Source organism: Flavobacterium luteolum, assembly GCF_027111275.1.
GTDB lineage: Bacteria > Bacteroidota > Bacteroidia > Flavobacteriales > Flavobacteriaceae > Flavobacterium > Flavobacterium luteolum.
The window spans coordinates 393,634-414,161 of sequence record NZ_CP114286.1 but is presented as its reverse complement, the minus strand read 5'-3'; the positions used below and the strand labels follow the sequence as shown (position 1 = coordinate 414,161).

Genomic DNA, 20,528 nt, shown 5'->3' with positions numbered 1-20,528 from the left:
AATAACTAATAATCAAATAATTAGTTAAAATATTGCGAACTGTCACATTATCGACTAAATACTAATTTTATAGACGAAGTACATAAAATGCAATTTTTGTTTTTCTATGATTTTCCAATTGTTAACATTTTGAGAATTGTTTATTCTTGTTAAAATTTCGTTATAATGTTAACAGAAATAAAAAAAGGAGAAGGTTTAAAATATCTTTTGTAAATTAGAACTTAATTAAAAATAACCTGGACATCAGGTTTTTAAATTCTGCTGTTTATGAAAAATCTTATTTTAATTCGTCATGCCAAATCTAGCTGGGAAGCACCTTTAAAAGATTTTGATCGTCCGTTAATGAAAAGGGGAATTTTAGATGCGCATGATGTTTCATTAAATATTTCAGGGTATCTTCCTAAGACATATATAATGTGGAGCAGTACTGCTGCGAGAGCCTCAGAAACTGCTTTAATTTTTGCGCAAAACTTATCCTATCCTTTAGAGAGTATCATTTTTAGAGATGATTTATACACTTTTGATGAAAGGCAACTCGAAAAAGTTATTAAATCATGTGATAATAGTTTTGAAAGCGTTATTCTTTTCGGACATAACGAGGCTATTACAAATTTTGTTAATAAATTTGGGGATGTTTTTATAGAAAATGTTCCAACTTCAGGCTTTGTATCTTTACAATTTGATGCCGACAGCTGGGACACGATCCATAAGGGCAAAACACATAAAACTATTTTCCCCAAAGATTTAAAATAATTACAGTGTACGAACAGAAATATATCGATAGAGAAAAAAGCTGGCTAGCGTTTAATGCAAGAGTGCTTCAGGAAGCAGCAGACAATACAGTACCACTTTTAGACAGACTGCGTTTTGTTGGAATTTTTTCAAACAATTTAGATGAATTTTTTAGAGTTCGGTATGCGGCCATTCGAAGATTAAGCCTTTCTGGTATTTCTGGCGAAAAATATTTGGGTGGTATTTCTGCCCATCAATTAATTAAAGACATTACCGAAATCGTAATTCAGCAGCAATCTGAAAGTTTGCGTATACTTGGAAATATTGAAGCAGAGCTTGAATCTGAAAATATTTTTATTATAAACGAAACGCAGATTTCACCAAAACAAGAATGTTTTTTAAAAGATTTTTATACCCAAAAGTTAAGTCCAGAATTGGTAACCATCATTTTGAATGATTTAGCCGTTTTTCCAATTCTAAAAGATACCTTAGGATATTTGGCAGTTCGTTTAGAATTGGCAAATGATGAGGTTCGTTATGCTTTAATTGAGATTCCCAAAAACATTAACAGGTTTGTTGTTCTTCCTTCTGATGACGAAAAGCAATATGTCATTTTAATTGATGATGTTATTCGTTTCAAGCTAAAAAACATCTTTAATATATTTAATTATAAGAGCGTTTCTGCTCACATGATTAAAATTACACGCGATGCGCAGTTGGATATTGATAGCGATTTGAGTAAAAGTATGCTTGAAAAAATTTCGAACTCTGTAAAAGATCGCCGAATTGGAGAACCTGTTCGTTTTATTTATGACAATTTAATTGAAGAAGACACACTTCAATTTTTCTTGGATAAAATGAAAATTGTAGAAACAGATAGTATAATTCCAGGAGGAAGATATCATAATCGTCGTGATTATATGAGTTTTCCAAATCTAGGCAGATACGATTTATTGTATAAACCAAACGAACCATTGCCGGTTCCAGGTTTGAGTTTGGAAGGAAGTATTTTAGAAAAAATCTCTAAAAAAGATTATTTGGTTCATGCGCCATATCAGTCATTCTCCTATTTAACTAGATTTTTGCGTGAAGCTGCTTTAGATCCAAAAGTAACTAGCATAAAAATTACATTATATCGTTTAGCGAAGAATTCACAGATTATCAGTTCGCTAATAAATGCGGCCAAAAATGGTAAAAGGGTAGTAGTGCAAATCGAGCTTCAGGCACGTTTTGATGAAGCATCGAATATTTCGTATGCAGAACAAATGCAGACAGAAGGCATCGAACTTATTTTTGGTATCAAAGGATTGAAAGTGCACAGTAAGATTTGCGTAATTGAAAGAATGGAAGAAGGTAAAAACCGTCGTTACGGATTTATTTCAACTGGAAACTTCAATGAGTCGACAGCAAAAATCTATACCGATGTAACATTGTTTACATGCCATCAGGGAATTTTAAAAGACACATCAAAAATATTTGAGTTTTTCGATATCAATTATAGAGTTCACAGATACAAACATTTAATCGTATCGCCTCATTATACAAGGAGCAAATTCATAAAACTGATTGACCGTGAAATTCTGCATGCGCTTGCAGGTAGAAAAACACATATAAAGTTAAAAATGAATAGTTTATCTGATTTTAAAATGATCGATAAATTATACGAAGCAAGCAATGCCGGAGTAAAAATCCAATTGCAAGTTAGAGGAATATGTTCTTTGATTCCTGGAATTCCTGGAATGAGTGAAAATATCGAGGCTATAAGTATTGTAGATAATTACTTAGAACATTCGAGAGTTTATATTTTTGGAAATGCTGGTTTAACCGAAGTTTATATTTCGTCTGCCGATTTTATGACCAGAAATCTTGATGGAAGAGTCGAAGTAACCTGTCCGATTTATGACCTTGAAATTAAGAAAGAATTGATTGACAACTTCAATATTGCCTGGAAAGGAAACGTAAAAGTGAGATATCATTCTTATAAATTGGATAATAAATATAAGCCCAAAAATCATCATGCCCCATTTAGAGCGCAATTTGAGACCTATAAATATTATCAGAATAAAGTAGCGATACTAGATGAGGTTCCTCAAAAAATAAATTAATAATAAATACCAATTTCAAATCATTAAGTGAGCATGATTAATATTAGGAAGTTTGCAGCGATAGATATCGGTTCAAATGCCATGAGGCTTTTGATCGCTAACGTTGTGGAACAAGAAGGTAAAGAACCGCAGTTTAATAAAAGTTCCCTTGTTCGTGTGCCAATTCGTTTAGGACAAGACGCCTTCACGGTTGGAGAAATTTCACCAGAAAATATAGATCGAATGGTTGATGCGATGAAAGCATTCAATCTTTTGATGAAAGTACATAAAGTAGAACGCTATATGGCGTTTGCAACTTCTGCAATGCGGGAGGCATATAATGCTAAAGAAGTTGTGGCTTTAATTAAGAAAAAAGCCGACATTAAAATAGAGATTATCGACGGTAAAAAAGAAGCAGCAATTATTGCTTCTACAGATTTGCATCATTTAATCAAGTCAGACGAAACCTATTTATTTGTGGATGTTGGAGGTGGAAGTACCGAATTTACTTTATTCTCTGACGGAAAAATGATTACTTCAAGATCTTTCAAAGCGGGAACTGTTCGTTTACTGAATAATATGGTTCATGATTCAGTTTGGGATGAGATCGAAAAATGGATTAAAACCAACACGGCAGATTACGATGAGGTAACACTGATTGGTTCTGGAGGAAACATCAATAAGTTGTTTAAAATGTCTGGAAAACAGCAGGAAAAACCGCTTTCTTACATTTATGTTAACTCACAGTACGCATTTTTAAATTCATTGACTTACGAACAGAGAATTGCCGAATTAGGACTGAATTCTGACCGTGCCGACGTAATTATCCATGCAACTCGTATTTATCTTAATGCGATGAAATGGAGCGGTGCACGCCAGATTTATGTTCCTAAAATCGGACTTTCTGATGGTATTGTAAAAGCAATGTATTTCGGTAAAATTTAATATTTATATTTTCTTTGTAAATGAATAAAGGCAGACTTGAAGCTTTTAGTGATGGCGTTTTGGCAATCATTATTACGATTATGATTTTGGAAATCAAAGCGCCGGAAGGGCATGAGTTTTCAGATTTAAAACCTCTTATCCCAAAGTTTTTAAGTTATGTTTTGAGTTTTATTTACGTTGGAATATATTGGAATAACCATCATTATTTACTTCATGGATTGTCAAAAGTAAACGGAAAGGTATTATGGAGTAATCTACACTTTTTGTTTTGGCTTTCCTTAATTCCTGTTTCTACCGCTTGGATGGGAGAGCATAATTTTGAAAAGGCCGCAATGAGTTTATATGGAACTATTTTGCTGCTTTCTGCAATTTCGTATGTTATTCTGCAATATACCATTATGTGCAGTGAAGGAAATGATTCGGCTTTGAGAAGAGTGCTTAAAAAGGATTTTAAAGGTAAAATCTCCTTAGTTTTATATGTAATCGGAATTGTCACTGCATTTTATAATCAATGGATTTCAGGAGCAGCTTATTTTATTGTGGCTATGCTTTGGCTTATTCCAGATAAAAGAATTGAACGCGTTTTTGCTTCTGAGGATTAATTTATGAAAACTGTTTTCCAGTCCATTCAAGATTTTTCAGATGATGAATTAAGCCTTTTAGATGGTTTGATTACATTTCGGACATTAAAAAAAGGAGAACTTCTCTTGACTGAAAATCAGGTTTGCAACGAAATTGTTTTTATAGAAAAAGGAATTCTCCGTTCCTTTTTTGTCAATCACAAAGGCGACGAAATTACCAATTGTTTTGCTTTTGAAAATGAATTTATGGCTTCTTTTGCCAGTTTTATTACCCAAGAAAAAGCAGAAGAAAATATTCAGGCTTTAACCGATACAGAATTACAGATTTTAGACCGAAAAGGTTTAGAAAAGCTCTATCAATCAGGTTTTAATTGGCAGGAAACAGGCAGGAAATTGACTGAATTAGAATTTGTAAACCTGCATAAAAGAATGATTTCGTTTCAAAAATTATCAGGCGCAGAACGTTACGAAGAACTTTGCACAAATCATCAAAACTATATTCAGTTAATCCCGTTGCAATATTTGGCTTCGTATTTAGGAATTACTCCAAGACATTTAAGCAGAATTAGAAAGGCTATTGTTTTTTAGATTTAAAAAATCCTTTTAATCTGTGTAATCTGTGGCAAAAAAGACTTTTCAGGACATTTGTCCAGTAAAAGAAAATGTACTAATAGTATTTTTGAAAAAACATAAATATGAAAAAAATACTAATAATAAACGGACACCCAAATTCAGAAAGTTTCAATTTCGGAATTGCTGAATCTTATAAAAGCGGAGCAATTGCTTCTGGTGCACAAGTTGAAACCATCACAATTGCCAATTTAAATTTCAATCCAAATCTAAAATTTGGTTATCAAAAAAGAACAGGCTTAGAACCAGATTTATTAGAATCGTGGGAGAAAATAAAAAGAGCAGATCATCTGGTTTGGATTCATCCCGTTTGGTGGGGCGGACTCCCAGCGATAACAAAAGGATTTATAGATCGTTTGTTTTTACCAGGAATGACATTTCAGTATCGCGAAAATTCGGTTTGGTGGGATAAATTGCTAAAAGGTAAAACAGCTCATATTATCACAACTTTAGATCAGCCAGGCTGGTATTATCGCTTGTTTTTTGGAAGGCCAAGCGTAAACCAGTTAAAGAAATCTACTTTGGAGTTTTGCGGTGTAAAACCTGTCAGAGTGAGTTACGTCGGAATTATAAAAGGTTCTAACGAAGAGCAAAGAAAGAAATGGCTTGAGAAAGTCTACAATCTCGGACTCAAAAACAAATAAAACTTTGTTATAAATTACCAGAATGAATTGATTTGTGGTAGAAACAAGAGATTAAAGATTTATATCCAATCCAAATGTAGTGCGTAAAAGTTCAATGCTTGGATTGATTTCTAAGAAACGATTGTATCGATCTTGATCGTTAAGAGCTCTTACTGCTTTAATCTCTTCGTTTACAATTACTTCAATTGTAATATCATGATTATGTAAGTGACCTTTTAAATATCCTAATAAACCATTCATTTGACCTTCAAAATCCAATTTAGAACCTTCGTTTGGCAATTCATAAGAGATTGTTGTGCCATTCAGAACAGGATCGCTAATCAATAGAATCGATTCCATAATCTTAAGACCTTTTTGGCCTAAACGTTCTGCATATTTGTTCCAGTGAAGACGCATATCGGTTTCATTAAATTCTTCAGTTAAATAAGCAGAAGTAGGTTTAACATATGTCTTGCCGCTGGCTTCCATTTCTTTTTTCTTGCGGATACTGGCAAGAGAAAAAGCAGAAACTTTAGGAGCACCGTTTGCCTCTGTTTTTGGAGCTTCAGGAGTTTGAACTTTTGGAGTTTCAGTAGCGTGTTGCGGTTGAGAAATGGCAGTTTTAGTTTCAGTTACAGCTTGAGAAGTTTGATTCTCAGTTGCAACAGAACTTTCAACTTTAGGCTTTGGATTTTGGACTTCAACTATAGAATAACCTCCATTTTTAAAGTAAACGGGCGGAATTATGAATTGCTCAGCTTTTTTTTTTCTCCATCAAAGTTGATAGAGGCCAATTGCATCAAGCATAATTCAACTAAAAGGCGTTGATTCTGACTTAATTTGTATTTTAAATCGCAGTCGTTTGCAATGTCAATCCCTTTAAGTAAAAATTCCTGAGAACATTTCTGTGATTGAACGGCATACATTTGCTGTGCTTGTTCGCCAACTTCTAATAAAGCAATAGTCGAAGGCGTTTTGCTTACTAATAAATCTCTGAAATGTGAAGCCAAACCTGCAATAAAATGATGTCCATCAAAACCTTTTGCTAAGATATCATTGTATGCTAATAATAGTTTCGGAATTTCATTTTCCAAAAGTAAATCAGTAATCGAAATATAGGTTTCGTAATCTAAGACGTTTAGGTTCTCGGTTACGGCTTGGCGAGTCAAATTTGTTCCGCAATACGAAACTACACGGTCAAAAATAGACAAAGCATCACGCATGGCGCCATCTGCTTTTTGAGCAATAATGTGCAATGCATCGTCTTCAAAAACGATTCCTTGACTTTCGGCAACATCTGCTAAATGTTCTTTAGCGTCTTTTACCGTAATTCTTTTGAAATCAAATATCTGACAACGAGATAAAATCGTTGGAAGGATTTTGTGTTTCTCTGTTGTAGCCAAAATGAAAATAGCATGTTTTGGCGGTTCTTCTAATGTTTTAAGAAAAGCATTAAAAGCGGCCGAAGACAACATATGAACCTCGTCAATGATATATACTTTGTATTGTCCAGTCTGTGGCGGGATTCTAACCTGATCGATAAGATTACGAATATCATCAACCGAGTTGTTTGAGGCAGCATCCAGCTCAAAAACGTTAAAGGCAAAATCTTCGGTAGGATCATCATATCCAGGCTGATTTATTTTTCGAGCCAAGATACGAGCGCAGGTTGTTTTTCCAACTCCACGCGGTCCTGTGAATAAAAGAGCAGAAGCCAAGTGATTGGTTTCTATAGCATTTAACAAAGTGTTGGTAATGGCTTTTTGCCCCACAACATCCTTAAAGGTCTGCGGGCGATATTTACGTGCCGATACTACAAATTGTTCCATATTCTTTTTTATTCGATAGCAAATATATGACTTTTGTTTCGTTGTTTAAAACCGATTTTAGTTATTTAGCGAAATTCTTTTTCTTCAAAATAACAAAGAGTAAAATCAGAAATAATACGATGTTGACAATCAAAGAAATGATAATGTATCGACTGAAAGTTTCCAATTTTGCTTCTGTTTTTTCTTTATCAGAAATTTCTTTTTGCGTTTTTTTTTGAATAATTTTTAGAAGTTGATAAAAGTTAAATTGCTGGAAAATTTACAAATATCATAACAATATCATATAACTTGTTGATATTTAATTTGTTTAACTTTAAGGAGTTAATTATTAAAACCTATCATTATGAAAATTAGATCAATTTTATTAGGAATGAGTCTCAGTGTTTTTTTGGTGTCGTGCAAACCCAGTGATGCCGATATTGAAAAAGCAATTAATGAAAAATTAAATGATCCAGACATCCAAGTTACAGTACATGAAGGTGTGGCTACAATTACAGGTGTTTGTGATGATGAAATGTTCAAAAAAAATATTGGAAAAAGCGTAAAAGCAACCAAAGGTGTTAAATCTGTAGTTAATACCTGCGAAATTGAAAAAGCCAATCAGGAACAAGCTGCGGCTACTGTTGTTATTAATTCAGATGCCGATTTAGACAAGTCCGTTAGTAAAGTTGTAGATGCTTATGATGGTGTTAGTGCAACTGTTGTGGGAGGCGTTGTAACACTTTCGGGAGAAATTAAAAGAGACAAACTACAGCCTCTTATCCAAAGCATTCAGGAATTGAAACCTAAAAAAGTAGATAACAAATTAATTATAAAATAAGTTGTTATGAGTTTACAAGATAAATATAGAGAAGTGACAGATTTGGCATCCGAATTAGGAATTGAAAATTTGCAAGTAAGAGAGCAGGATAATGTGCTTTATATTGACGGAAAAGCAAAATCTGCGGCAGAAAAAGAAAAGCTTTGGAATGCTTATAATACTATTGATCCTGATTTTAGATCGGCCGATTTGGTTATGAATATTGAAGTGGAAGAAGGCTTTTCGAGAGAATATACAGTTGAAGTAGGAGATTCTCTTTCGAAGATTGGAAAAGCATACGGAGTTTCTTGGCAGGATATTTTTGAAGCGAACAAGGATATTATTTCAAATCCTGATTTAATTAAGCCAGGATGGAAATTGAAAATACCGACAGTTTAGCTTTTTTAGCTTTAAGGGGTTAAAGCTTCAAAAGAACAAAGGTTTTTATTTTATGTCATTCCTAAAAAACGAAAAAGAATTTCGGCTTCTAGGAATGACATAGATTATTTAATATTTTTTTTGTTCTCATTTTTTTACTTGATTTTCTAACGTCCTCGGATGCTTAAATCAAATAAAAACTTCGCTGTTTCCTGATCTGAATCGGCTGAAAAACCAGCGACATAAACTCCCTTTTTGCCCGAAGTTGATTTAATTCCGTATACAACTGCTTCATCTGCTGGGTCTGACTCACCCTCGTATCGATACACATGAACAATTTCAAATTTCTCAGGATTTTTTTTAATCGCGTCTGCATTTCGATTAAAGTCGCACGTAAATCCTTTCTCATTCAATTGATCTAAAGCCTTTGAAACAGTTGCGTAATGATACATTCTTTTCATGATAAACCGAATTTAAATTATAGATTTTTAAAGATAACTATTTTAAAATTAAAAAGTTATGATAAAATTCATAAAATCTGAAATTTAAAATTATTATTGTTAGTTCTTAAATCGCTACTTTTGCAGCGCAGACCGCCTTATCGTCGTTTCGTCCCGATAGCTATCGGGATCGGAAGGGAGGAAAGTCCGGACACCACAGAGAAGCATAGCGGGTAACGCCCGTCGGTTCCGAAAGGGATTAGGACAAGTGCAGCAGAAAGTATGTACAGGTAATGCTGTAGTGAAACCAGGTAAACTCTATGCGGTGAAATACCAAGTATATCGGCATTTAAGGGCTTCTCGTCCGTTGCCGAAGGGTAGGTAGATTGAGTTCAGTAGTAATGCTGAATCTAGATAAATGATAAGGTATTGTATCATTGCAAAATGAGACAAGAACAGAATCCGGCTTACAGGTCTGCATTTTTTATATATTTGTGAACTATCTAACTAATTCTCATGAATATTACTACTCCAAATCCTTCGCCAAAATCTAAAAAAAGCCTTTTTAGAGCCATAGTAACCAATCTTACTTTTTGGGTTTTAATTGCTATTATTTCGGGTGTTTTACTTGGACATTTTTCTCCAGAAAATGGTGTAAAGATGGAATTTCTGGGTAAAAAGTTCATTCAGTTAATCTCACTCTTTATTGGTCCAATTATCTTCCTGACGATCGTTCTGGGAATTTCGGGAATGGGAAATCTAAAAAAAGTAGGTCGAATTGGCGTTAAAGCTTTAACGTATTTTGAAGTGGTTTCGACCGTTGCTTTGGCAATTGGTGTAACTGTTGCTTATATATTTAAACCGGGAAAAATTGATAAATCGGGTCTGACTTTTGGAGATGCAAGCCAATATACAAACGGAGCAGCAAAGGATTTTTCGTGGTTGCAATTCTTCTTGTCCAACTTTACATTACAGGTTTTATTGGCTGCCATTATATGCGGAATCGCGCTGAACTTTTATCAGAAAAGAGAACAGACTATTTTAGTTTTAGAACGATTTTCAAAAGTCGTTTTTACTGCTTTAAAATATGTAATGTATCTTGCTCCAGTTGGTGCCTTTGGCGGAATGGCCTACACAATAGGAAAGTTTGGTCTTGCCACTTTGATTCCGCTTGGAAAACTGATGCTATGTGTTTATCTAACAATGGCATTATTTGTCTTTTTGGTTTTAGGAAGCATATTACGATATTATAAAATAAGTATCCTTTCGATTTTAAAATACATTAAAGAAGAACTTTTACTGGTTCTCGGAACTTCCTCTTCTGAGGCTGCTTTGCCAAGTATTATGGTGAAATTGGAAAGAATGGGCTGTAGTAAATCGGTTGTAGGTTTGGTGATTCCGACTGGTTATTCTTTTAATCTTGACGGAACTTCGATTTATCTTTCAATGTCGGTTCTTTTTATTGCACAGCTTTATGACGTGCATTTAACCTTTTTTGAAATCATGACCGTTATCGGAATTTTGATGATTACTTCCAAAGGAGCAGCGGGTGTAACCGGAAGCGGATTTATTGTTTTAGCATCAACCTTAACAGCCTTGCATAAAATTCCAGTTGAAGGTTTGGCATTTTTACTGGGTGTAGATAAATTTATGAGCGAAGCTAGAGCGATTACCAATTTAATTGGAAACACAGTCGCAACCATAATAATTTCTAAAACAGAAAGAGATTTTACAGAGTTAAATCTGGATCCTGTTTCGGAATAGTTATTTTTTAGGTTTAAAGGTCGAGAGGCTCAAAGGTACAAAGGATTTAAAACTTTGCCTCTTTGAGCCTTTGCCTCTTTGTACCTTTTTTTAACTTTCGTCCTTTGTAGTTCGCACCAGACTAATACCCGATGTAAAAAATACGATTCCGAGTATGCCGTAAATAATAAGCGATTTTATATCTCTAGTTTCTCCAGATGTGCCGGCAAAAATAACCGCAGTATAGATAAGTCCTATAATTCCGAGGATTGTAAGCAATCCGCCGAAAAATCTTTTTAGGTTCATGATTGTTAGATTTAAAAGTTCTCTAACAAAGTTAAATTTCAATAAGTTAATTGTTGTTATATAATTGATCTTGAAAAATTACATGATTTGCAGTGCCATAGATTGTTATTTCTAGTTGTAAGAAAATAAATTTGCTTTTAGTAGGATAATATACTTTTAATACTATTTTTGTCGCAACTAACCAATTGAAAAACAATGAAGAAAAATTACATTTTATTACTTCTATTTACTATTTCATTTACTGCAATTCAAGCACAAGAAGAAGCTTCAGTTTCTGTAAAAAATCAGTTTAAAATTAATCTGCTATTTCCAGGTTTTGTTTATGAACATGCATTGTCAGCAAAAAACACACTTTATTCGGAGGCAGCTTTAGGTTTGGGATATCGATACAACAGTTATTATGACGAGAGCAATGTCTATCTTTTCCCTTTAATTAATGAGCAGTTTCGTCATTATTATAATTTAGAAAAAAGAGCTAACAAAGGAAAAAGAACAGCTTTTAACTCAGGAAATTATATTGCAGCAAATGTACTTTATAGTTTTCCTTCGATTTCGACGAATGATAAATTCGGGAATTACGTAGGATCATTTACAGTTGCAGCATTATGGGGTTTGCAGCGAACTTATAAAGGAAGATTTAATCTCGAGTTTAATGTTGGACCAGGAGTGAATTTTGATAAATATGATACAGAATTTGTACCAGTAGGAAACTTTACTTTAGGTTGGGTCATCAAATAAAAAAAATAGAAAAAACCTTGATTCGTCAAGGTTTTTCTATTTTAAATTCTAATCCGATATTGCGAACGCTTTCTATTTTGATTTTTGGATCTGAATTAAAATATTTTCTAAGTCTGCTAATAAAAACATCCATGCTTCGTCCTGAGAAATAATCGTCTTTTTTCCAAACCGACATTAAAATCTGATCTCTCTTTAGTAACTGATTATGGTTGAGATAGAGATACTCAATAAGTGAAGCTTCCATCTCTGTAAGCTGTTGAACATGGTTTTTATTATTCAGAGTCAAACGTTCATTATCAAAAATATACGAACCAATTTCAATTATATTATTCCCCTCCAAACTTCTTTTTTGCTCTATTCTCTTTAGAATATTCTGTAAACGAAGAACCAGTTCGTCGACTTCAAAAGGTTTTGCGATATAATCATCTGCGCCAAGTTTTAGACCAATAATTTTATCTTCTTTGAGCTTTCTAGCTGTTAGAAAAATAAAAGGAATTTCTGGATTGATGTTAATTATTTTTTCAGCCAATGAAAATCCGTCCATTTTGGGCATCATGACATCAAAAATACAAATATCAAAAGCCTGGTTTTTAAAATAGTCCAAAGCTATCTCGCCGTTTTCTGCCCAGATTACTTCAAATTGATGCAGTTCTAGATATTGTTTTAAAATTGCAGCAAAATCAAAATCGTCTTCGGCTAAAAGTAATCTTTTCAAAATAAGGTAATTAAACTTTTAATAAAATAGTAAACTGAGTTCCTTTTCCTAACTCGCTAATAACGTTAACAGAGCCTTGATGTGCTTTTACAATCTGATCAACATAATATAATCCTAAACCTAAGCCTTTTGTATTATGCAGATTTCCTTGTTCAACACGATAAAACTTCTCGAAAAGAAATGCTTGTTTGTTTTTTGCAATTCCAATTCCATCATCTTCAAAACTAATAGAAAACTGGTTTTCTGCAATTCTTGTTTTTACCGTTATAGTGTTCGATCCGTATTTTACAGCATTTTCTAGAACATTTAAGAAAGCAGTTGTCAAATGAAATTTATCCAAAACCAGAATAGTTTTCGCTGTCTGAAAATCGGTTTTAAGATTGATTTTTGGAAAAGCAATTTTAAAATCATTGACAATAGAAAGCAGGAAATCTTCGGCATCTATTTTTTCCTTTTGCAATTCAATTTCATTTTCTGCTAAAGAATTCGCCATAACCTGATCGATTAGATTTTGCAGACGGTTATTCTGACGTGAAATTGTACTCACAATGGCATTAAAATTTTCGTCATTGTCACGAATGCTTTTTTGTGCTAAAATCTTTGTCGAAATCCCTAAAGTTGCCAAAGGCGTTTTAAGTTCGTGTGTAATATTGTTGATGAAATCGGTTTTTACATCACTCACTTTTTTCTGTTTGATTAAAGCTTTTAAGGCAATAACAAAAAGCGTAATTAAAGTCAAAATTGATAATAGAGACAGAATGAGAATAAAAGTCATTCGCTTCAAAATAATCATTTCCCAATCCATTACAGAAACGTACATGGAGTCTTCTGTCAGTAATTGATATTCCTGATTTTCAAAAGTTCCGTTGGTTGTTCCAACATAATTTCGCACTAAAAAAGCATGATTTAAAGAAGCCAGATTTCCGTACAACTTATTATGGATAAAAGGCTTTTCCGAGAAAATCGTATCGGCTTTTTTTGCACTTTGATACAAAATAAACTTGTTGAGAACAATCGCAAAATCAATTTTAAAATTAGGTAAATCTCTTTCAAATTTTCTTTGGATTTCTCGAGTTACAGCGCTCTGGTATTCATTTTGTAAAACGCCAATTTTAAGATCCAGTTTGGTGTTTTTTCCTTTTATATATTTTTCCGAAAGGCTTTTGTAAAGCATTTCTCTTTTTGCAACCAAAGCCGAATCAATATCGCTATAATTATTCGAAATCTGGGCAATTTCATTTTTAATCTGCGTATGAAACTGTGCCACTTTATATTCGTAGGCTGTTTTTACCAAATAACATTGTACTGTCATGAGCACAATTAGCGCAATGACAGAAAATGTGATTAATAAATTGATTCTTTGTTTCATACTCTTTTAAAATTCTGTTTCAAAAATACGGCTTTTACCATACAAATAGCAGATTAACCTTGCATTAACCTACGATTAACTTTCGGAACTAGATTTTCAAAGCATTTTTGCAGCACTACTAATCAATTTCAATTTTAAAATGAATCTTTATCTGCCTTTAAAACTTCTAATAACACTTTTACTTTTTTGTCTTTCATGTATTGCCAATGCTCAGAACGAAACACCAAAAGATTCTATTTCAAATCAATTAGATGAAATTGTAATCAGTCAGGAGAAAAAAACATTTACAAACTCAAACGGAAACATAAAAGTTGATGTTGCCAATTCGGTTTACAATTCAATTCCAAATCCGGTTGATTTGCTTTCGAGGCTTCCTTTGGTTCAGGTAAGTTCAAATCGCGAAAGTATTTCGATCGTGGGTAAAGGAAATCCGTTAATTTATATTGATAATCAGAAAGTCGGAATGAACGATTTAAATGCTTTAGCTGTCGCTGATATCAAAACAATTGAAATCATTCAGAATCCGTCGTCTAAATATGAAGCTGAAGGGCGTGCTGTAATTTTAATTACACGGAAACTCAGTAAAAAAGATAGTTTTAGAACCGAAATTTCAGAAACAGCTTCTTTCAAAAAGAATTACAATAATTATTTAGGTTTTAATTCTAGCTTTAAGAAAGGTAAATTAGAATGGAAAGCCAATTTCAATTATAATAAACTAAATCCTTGGGAAAGCCACAGTATTGCGTATCAAATTCCAGAGGCCAATATTGTTTCAGATTATAATGTTTCGGCGGTTACGTATAGAAATCAGTACATTTTTGGTGGAGGTTTATTTTATAAAATAAATGAGGAAGATTATTTTTCGGCAAATGTAAATGGGAAAATGCAAAGCGATACTTTCGATATCAATACTTTTACTTTTAATAAAAATCAAGATCAGATAAATAATGTTTTTACTTTTAGTGATAATTCGAGCGACAAAAATTTTATTAATTCATTTGTGAATTATTCAAAAAAAATAAAAGCTATCGATACAAAGATGTTTGTTGGTTTTCAAGGTTCCAATTTCAATCAACATTTATGGAGTTTGGTAGAGAACAATTATAATGAAACCGAATTGGAGCTGTCGCAGAACCGAAATCAAAAGTTTAATGTTGATGTTTTTTCTGGAAGAATTGATTTAGAGAAAAAGTTCAAGAATGATATGAATTGGGAATATGGTGGACTTTATTCATCGGCAAATTCCAAATCAGATTATGATGTTTTTGATTATGATAAAAACGAAAACACTTCTTTTGATTATCATTTTAAAGAAGCCAATTTAGCTGCCTATACACAGCTTTCGGGAAAAATTAAAAAATTCAGTTTCTCTGCTGGTTTAAGAATTGAAAATACCAATGTCAGTGGTAAATACAGTACAGATAACGCGTTTTTAGTTGATAAAAACTATACTAATCTTTTTCCAAAAGCGCAGTTTTCGTTTTCTATAGATAGCACCAAGAGTTTGACTGTAGATTATTCTAAAAGTATTTCGAGGCCTAATTATTCGTCTTTGAGTATGATTGCAACGTATATAAATCCGTATTTTATTTATGGCAGTAATATCAATCTCGGACCAACATTTATGGATGTGATTTCAACGGTTTTTCAATATCATGATAAATCTGTAAAACTGACTTTATATCAAAATAAAAATCCTATTTATCAAGATTTTGTATTTGACAATCAGAATAATGTTTTGACTCTTACCGAGAAAAATTTTCAGAAAGAAACGGGTTATAATATTGAATTTACGTTGCCGTTTACTTATAAAATTTGGACAAATACCAATTCTTTAGTTTTTGCGACCAATAAAATTGAGGATCAATCGGCATTGTTTAATTCTTCTAAAACCTACTTGTATTATTATTCGAATAACAGTTTCAAACTGCCAAAGGATTTTACTTTTGTTCTATCTTTTTGGGGTGCAACCAAACAAAAAGAGGGAGTTTTTGAAAGAAATGCAAAACTGATTTTTGATTTGTCTTTGGCAAAATCATTTGGTAAAAATTGGAATTGTACTTTAAATTATAATGATATTTTTAAAAATACAATTTATACTGAACGATTTACAATTAATAATATAAGTTCTAGAGCTAGATATTTAGTTGATGCTAACGAGATTTCTATTGCAGTTCGTTATTCTTTCGGAAAAATAAAAGATTCTGAATTCAAAGAAAAAAGCGTGAATGAAAGTGAAAATAGAATTAGATAAGGTTTGAAAAAAACAAAAAGAAAATTCCAAATTCCAATCCTGATGTTTCAGGCAAAATTGAAATTTGGAATTTGATATTTTAATATTTAAAAATTTATCCTTCGTCTTCTTCAGATTCTTTTTTAGAAGCATCGTGTGGTAATTCTTCATCATCGTCTGTCGAATTCAATTCAAAAAAACTAAAGAAAGAACCGCCATAACTTTTCTGGAAAGAAAAATTACTCATATGATCCAATTTGGTATATTTTGAATGCTCGATAATCATCATTCCGTCATCTTCCAATAAATCTCTTTCAAAAACCGTTAGAACAATTTTCTCAAAAGTTGCCTGATCCAATCCGTAAGGAGGGTCTGCAAAGATAATGTCGTAAGTGGTTCTGCAGTTTTCTAAAAATTTGAAAACATCGCTTTTGGTTGCAGCAATATCAAAATCATATTCTGACGAAACTTGCTTAATGAATTTTACGCATCCAAAATCGCCATCAACGGAGGTGATAGGAGCACTTCCGCGTGAAGCAAACTCATAACTGATGTTTCCTGTTCCCGAAAATAAATCTAAAACCTTTAAACTGTCAAAATTAAAATGATTATTCAAAACATTAAACAATGCTTCTTTACTCATGTCAGTCGTTGGTCTTACAGGTAGATTTTTTGGCGGAAAAATTCGGCGTCCTTTGTATTTTCCTGAAATGATTCTCATGATTGAAATAAGATATAATGTTTTTGATTTTGAGCAGTTGTAAAGCTGTTTTTCTCTTTTAGTTTTGATACATCCATAAAAGAAATATGGCGCACGTATTTGTAAGCTATGGCATAAAATGGATCGTTTTCTGAAATAGTTCCTAACAATTCTAATTTGAAACTCTCCGGATTCATGCTCATTTGTTCTGCTGTAAATAATATATAGTAGATAAAGTCTTCTGGGGTATTGTATTCGAATGAATTAAACAATAAAAGCTTCTGATTCTGCACCACGATAATTTCAAAATTACTTGGGTTAAAATTCACAATCATCTTTTTATCGTCGTTGTTTCTAGAATTGTCTAGAATTTTCTCGACTAAAATGCTGTTGGCATGCTTAGAATTAAAAGAACCTACATTATCAATCAGGAAATTGTTGATATTCACATAAGGAATATAAACTGAATTCATCTGATAATTCGGAATTTGATCAAAAGTAAAGTGATCTGTTTCAAATACTTTTGTAGTGTATTGCAGATAGCTTCCTAAATAATTCTCATCAAATAAAGCAGTCGGAACAAAAGTCGAAAAATTATTATTATGAATAACCATTACTTCGTCGTAAGTCTCTTTTAATTCAGGATTTAGTTTGAAAGCGTTGCTGAATAAATCTTCAATTCGAGGTATTTTGTTGTTAGTGTCAAACTTTATTTCTTTAAAAGAAGTAATGACATTATTTAAAGTATCAAAACAGCAGTATGAAAATCCAGTCAGGGAAACCTGAATAGAAAGTTTTCTGTAATTTTTTGAAGTAATGTTAGTATTTTGTAATGACATAGTTGATTTACAATTCGTTACCTGTTTTAAATCAAGAAAGAATTTAAGCGACCACAAACTTACAAATTAAAAAGGAACAATTATAATTGCAATTTCAAAAAACAATTTGAATCTAAGTTTAATACAAGGTTAAGAAAAAGTATATTTATTTGAAAGTTAAATAGTTATGTTTGGTTTGTGCTAATTTGATTGTTTTCATTGAATATTTGGAGTTGTTGAAATTTGAAATTGACATTGAAATTGATTTTTGTCATTGCCATTAAAAAAGTCGACCTTTGTATTTCAATATTATTTTATGAATTCTGCACAGTTTTACGGTATTTTACAAAAACGATTTCCTTTTCCTCCAACATATAAGCAGGATATTTTTTTTCAGAAGATTGCAATTTTCCTGACTGAACCTCAAAACGACACCATTTTTGTCTTGAAAGGATATGCTGGAACGGGAAAAACAACCGTTATTTCTACTATTGTCAATAATTTAGGAGATATTAATAAAAAGTACGTTTTGCTTGCGCCAACTGGTCGTGCTGCCAAAGTAATTGCTAATTATTCGAATAATCCAGCTTTTACAATTCATAAAAAAATATATTTCCCGAAGAAGTCTTCTGGTGGCGGAGTCGCTTTTACCAAACAAGTCAACAAACATAAAAATACGATTTTTATCGTCGATGAAGCCTCGATGATTTCAGACAGTACTTTAGACAGCGGATCACTTCTAGACGATTTGATCAATTATGTGTATTCTGGTCAAAACTGTAAAATGATACTTTTAGGAGATACAGCTCAGCTTCCACCAGTCAATTTGGATGTTAGTCCTGCTTTAGATATTGATACTTTGGGTTTTCATTACAGCAAAGAAATTGATCATATCGAATTGGACGAAGTAATGCGTCAGGAAGAAAATTCTGGAATTTTATACAATGCAACCGAATTGCGTGAATTGCTGAAAGAGAGTTTTATAACTGAATTTAAGTTCAACGTAAAGAGGTTTAAAGACATTGTTCGCCTGACAGATGGCTATGATATTCAAGATGCGATAAATACGGCGTACAGCAATTATAGCATTGAAGATACTGCTTTTATTGTGCGTTCAAATAAACGCGCCAATCAATATAATGAACAGATTAGAAGCCGTATTTTGTTTAAAGAAAGTGAACTTTCGGTAGGTGATTTCTTGATGGTCGTTAAGAACAATTATTTCTGGCTAAAAGAAACCGACGAAGCGGGATTTATTGCCAATGGAGATATCATTGAAGTTCTAGAACTTTTCGGAATCAAAGAATTATATGGATATACGTTTGCGAAAGTAAAGATCAGAATGGTCGATTATCCAGAGCAAAAGCCTTTTGAAACGGTTTTGATTTTGGATACTTTAAAAAGTGAATCGCCTTCTTTAACTTATGAAGAATCAAATCGTTTGTATGAAGAAGTGATGAAAGATTATGAAGACGAACCGACTAAATACAAAAGATTCCAGAAGGTAAAGGAAAATGAATATTTTAACGGACTTCAAGTTAAATTTTCATACGCTATAACCTGTCATAAATCGCAAGGAGGACAATGGAATACTGTTTTTATAGAACAGCCATTTTTGCCTAATGGAATTGATTCTGATTACATTAGATGGCTTTATACCGCTATGACACGTGCCAAAAATAAGTTATATTTGATAGGATTTAAAGACGAGAGTTTTGAAGAATAAATTTTAGCCACTCCCGATAGCTATCGGGATAAAAGGATTAAAAAGATTTTTTTTTTTAATGCGTTTAAATTTCTCTCGCAGATTTTGCAGATTGAACGGATTATTAATTAAAAAAAATGCAATCAAGTAATCTGCTCAATCTGCAAAATCTGCGTGAAACAAAAATTAAGCATCCACCATTTTAACTTAAAATGAGTAAAAATCTGTGAAAATTCGTTTAATCTGTGGCAAAAAAACTTTTATAAAATGACAACACTAAACGACTTACATTCGATTTCATCTACGTTTTCGAACACAGATAAAATGCCTGTTCTATTTTTAGGACACGGCAGCCCAATGAATGCTATTGAAGAAAATCAATTTGTGACTGGTTTTCGCAATCTGGCAAAAACACTTCCGCAACCCAATGCTATTTTATGCGTTTCTGCACATTGGTTTACAAAAGGAACAAAAGTAACTTCGATGGAAATGCCAAGAACCATTCATGATTTTGGAGGTTTTCCGCAAGCACTTTTTGATGTTCAATATCCAGCAAAAGGAAGTCCAGAATTGGCAGTTGAAACTAAAAAGCTTTTAGATCCTGTTATGGTCGAATTAGACGAACATTGGGGATTGGATCATGGTGCTTGGAGCGTAATTAAACATTTATACCCGAATGCCGATGTTCCTGTAATTCAGCTAAGCATCGATTATACAAAATCTGGGCAATATCATTTTGAATTGGCTCAGAAACTGCAAGCGCTTCGTTACAAAGGCGTTTTAATTATCGGAAGCGGGAATATTGTCCACAATCTAAGAATGGTCGATTTTAGAAATTTTGATAAAGATAATTACGGCTACGATTGGGCTATAGAAGCACGCGAAACGGTAAATAATTATTTGTTAGATGGAAATTTTCAGCCTTTAATTGATTTCGAAAAAATGAATAAAGCTATTCAGTTGGCAGTTCCAACACCAGAGCATTATCTTCCGTTATTGTATACTTTAGGTTTGAAAGATAAAACAGATGATTTAAGCCTCTTTAATGATAAATTACTGGCTGGATCTCTGAGTATGACTTCAGTAAAATTGATGTAATAATCTTTGCGAATCTCTGCGAAAGCTTTGTTGGTCTCTGTGTAATAAGTTATACCGCAAAG

The 20,528-nt window shown here is 32.7% G+C and carries 21 protein-coding genes and 1 other RNA gene; 14 read left to right on the top strand and 8 right to left on the bottom strand.

The features are described from left to right. The first annotated feature begins 267 nt into the window (after positions 1-267). From OZP10_RS01495 to OZP10_RS01470, 6 genes are all read left to right on the top strand, one after another. A complete protein-coding gene (locus tag OZP10_RS01495; RefSeq protein ID WP_281633195.1) occupies positions 268-753 on the top strand; it encodes a SixA phosphatase family protein in 486 nt (161 codons plus the stop codon). A gap of 5 nt (positions 754-758) precedes the next feature. Beyond that, positions 759-2,837 (top strand): polyphosphate kinase 1, encoded by a 2,079-nt coding sequence (gene ppk1, locus OZP10_RS01490; RefSeq protein ID WP_281633194.1) that lies wholly within the window; start codon positions 759-761, stop codon positions 2,835-2,837. 33 nt (positions 2,838-2,870) lie between these two features. Beyond that, positions 2,871-3,761 carry a Ppx/GppA phosphatase family protein gene (locus OZP10_RS01485; RefSeq protein WP_281633193.1) on the top strand — a complete coding sequence of 297 codons (891 nt, stop codon included), beginning with the start codon at positions 2,871-2,873 and terminating at the stop codon, positions 3,759-3,761. 20 nt (positions 3,762-3,781) lie between these two features. Further along, complete coding sequence (locus OZP10_RS01480; protein ID WP_281633192.1) at positions 3,782-4,363, top strand: TMEM175 family protein; 582 nt, start codon at positions 3,782-3,784, stop codon at positions 4,361-4,363. A gap of 3 nt (positions 4,364-4,366) precedes the next feature. Next, positions 4,367-4,930: a Crp/Fnr family transcriptional regulator gene (locus OZP10_RS01475; protein ID WP_281633191.1), complete on the top strand. Its 564-nt coding sequence runs from the start codon at positions 4,367-4,369 to the stop codon at positions 4,928-4,930. Between the two features lie 107 nt (positions 4,931-5,037). Then, the gene (locus tag OZP10_RS01470; RefSeq protein ID WP_281633190.1) at positions 5,038-5,616 is read left to right on the top strand and encodes an NAD(P)H-dependent oxidoreductase; all 579 of its coding nucleotides are present in this window, start codon (positions 5,038-5,040) and stop codon (positions 5,614-5,616) included. Positions 5,617-5,667: 51 nt separating this feature from the next. On the opposite strand, the gene OZP10_RS01465 is transcribed toward OZP10_RS01470, so the two are convergent. Further along, on the bottom strand, positions 5,668-6,084 hold the full coding sequence (locus OZP10_RS01465) for a DNA polymerase III subunit gamma/tau (protein ID WP_281633189.1): 417 nt from the start codon (positions 6,082-6,084) through the stop codon (positions 5,668-5,670). A 254-nt stretch (positions 6,085-6,338) separates the two neighbouring features. Next, positions 6,339-7,424: a DNA polymerase III subunit gamma/tau gene (dnaX, locus tag OZP10_RS01460; protein ID WP_066034110.1), complete on the bottom strand. Its 1,086-nt coding sequence runs from the start codon at positions 7,422-7,424 to the stop codon at positions 6,339-6,341. A 343-nt stretch (positions 7,425-7,767) separates the two neighbouring features. On the opposite strand from dnaX, the gene OZP10_RS01455 reads away from it, so the two are divergent. Both OZP10_RS01455 and OZP10_RS01450 read left to right on the top strand, forming a co-directional pair. Then, positions 7,768-8,244, top strand: a complete 477-nt coding sequence (locus OZP10_RS01455) for a BON domain-containing protein (RefSeq protein ID WP_281633188.1) — start codon at positions 7,768-7,770, stop codon at positions 8,242-8,244. 6 nt (positions 8,245-8,250) lie between these two features. Next, positions 8,251-8,622 (top strand): LysM peptidoglycan-binding domain-containing protein, encoded by a 372-nt coding sequence (locus tag OZP10_RS01450; RefSeq protein WP_281633187.1) that lies wholly within the window; start codon positions 8,251-8,253, stop codon positions 8,620-8,622. A 146-nt stretch (positions 8,623-8,768) separates the two neighbouring features. Here OZP10_RS01450 and OZP10_RS01445 read toward each other — a convergent pair whose 3' ends face one another. After that, complete coding sequence (locus tag OZP10_RS01445) at positions 8,769-9,062, bottom strand: SH3 domain-containing protein (RefSeq protein ID WP_008467915.1); 294 nt, start codon at positions 9,060-9,062, stop codon at positions 8,769-8,771. A 124-nt stretch (positions 9,063-9,186) separates the two neighbouring features. Here OZP10_RS01445 and rnpB point away from each other — a divergent pair. Both rnpB and OZP10_RS01435 read left to right on the top strand, forming a co-directional pair. Next, positions 9,187-9,527: RNase P RNA component class A (rnpB, locus tag OZP10_RS01440), an RNA gene on the top strand. A gap of 30 nt (positions 9,528-9,557) precedes the next feature. Further along, complete coding sequence (locus tag OZP10_RS01435) at positions 9,558-10,805, top strand: cation:dicarboxylate symporter family transporter (protein ID WP_281633186.1); 1,248 nt, start codon at positions 9,558-9,560, stop codon at positions 10,803-10,805. Between the two features lie 90 nt (positions 10,806-10,895). Here OZP10_RS01435 and OZP10_RS01430 read toward each other — a convergent pair whose 3' ends face one another. Then, positions 10,896-11,090: a hypothetical protein gene (locus tag OZP10_RS01430; RefSeq protein WP_111377225.1), complete on the bottom strand. Its 195-nt coding sequence runs from the start codon at positions 11,088-11,090 to the stop codon at positions 10,896-10,898. 195 nt (positions 11,091-11,285) lie between these two features. On the opposite strand from OZP10_RS01430, the gene OZP10_RS01425 reads away from it, so the two are divergent. Beyond that, positions 11,286-11,828, top strand: a complete 543-nt coding sequence (locus OZP10_RS01425) for a hypothetical protein (RefSeq protein ID WP_281633185.1) — start codon at positions 11,286-11,288, stop codon at positions 11,826-11,828. Between the two features lie 25 nt (positions 11,829-11,853). On the opposite strand, the gene OZP10_RS01420 is transcribed toward OZP10_RS01425, so the two are convergent. Both OZP10_RS01420 and OZP10_RS01415 read right to left on the bottom strand, forming a co-directional pair. After that, positions 11,854-12,543, bottom strand: a complete 690-nt coding sequence (locus OZP10_RS01420; RefSeq protein ID WP_281633184.1) for a response regulator transcription factor — start codon at positions 12,541-12,543, stop codon at positions 11,854-11,856. 10 nt (positions 12,544-12,553) lie between these two features. Beyond that, positions 12,554-13,912 (bottom strand): sensor histidine kinase, encoded by a 1,359-nt coding sequence (locus tag OZP10_RS01415; protein WP_281633183.1) that lies wholly within the window; start codon positions 13,910-13,912, stop codon positions 12,554-12,556. A 139-nt stretch (positions 13,913-14,051) separates the two neighbouring features. Between OZP10_RS01415 and OZP10_RS01410 the strand changes: the two genes are divergently transcribed. Further along, positions 14,052-16,166, top strand: coding sequence for a TonB-dependent receptor domain-containing protein (locus OZP10_RS01410; protein WP_281633182.1), 2,115 nt, complete (start codon positions 14,052-14,054; stop codon positions 16,164-16,166). Between the two features lie 94 nt (positions 16,167-16,260). Here OZP10_RS01410 and OZP10_RS01405 read toward each other — a convergent pair whose 3' ends face one another. Then, the gene (locus tag OZP10_RS01405; protein WP_281633181.1) at positions 16,261-16,866 is read right to left on the bottom strand and encodes an RsmD family RNA methyltransferase; all 606 of its coding nucleotides are present in this window, start codon (positions 16,864-16,866) and stop codon (positions 16,261-16,263) included. Next, positions 16,863-17,684, bottom strand: coding sequence for a DUF3822 family protein (locus OZP10_RS01400; RefSeq protein WP_281633180.1), 822 nt, complete (start codon positions 17,682-17,684; stop codon positions 16,863-16,865). Before OZP10_RS01400 ends, OZP10_RS01405 begins: the two co-directional genes overlap by 4 nt. Positions 17,685-17,979: 295 nt before the next feature. Between OZP10_RS01400 and OZP10_RS01395 the strand changes: the two genes are divergently transcribed. Then, a complete protein-coding gene (locus OZP10_RS01395; RefSeq protein ID WP_281633179.1) occupies positions 17,980-19,389 on the top strand; it encodes an ATP-dependent DNA helicase in 1,410 nt (469 codons plus the stop codon). Positions 19,390-19,635: 246 nt separating this feature from the next. Further along, positions 19,636-20,466 carry a 4,5-DOPA-extradiol-dioxygenase gene (gene ygiD, locus OZP10_RS01390; RefSeq protein ID WP_281633178.1) on the top strand — a complete coding sequence of 277 codons (831 nt, stop codon included), beginning with the start codon at positions 19,636-19,638 and terminating at the stop codon, positions 20,464-20,466. The last annotated feature ends 62 nt before the right edge of the window (positions 20,467-20,528 follow it).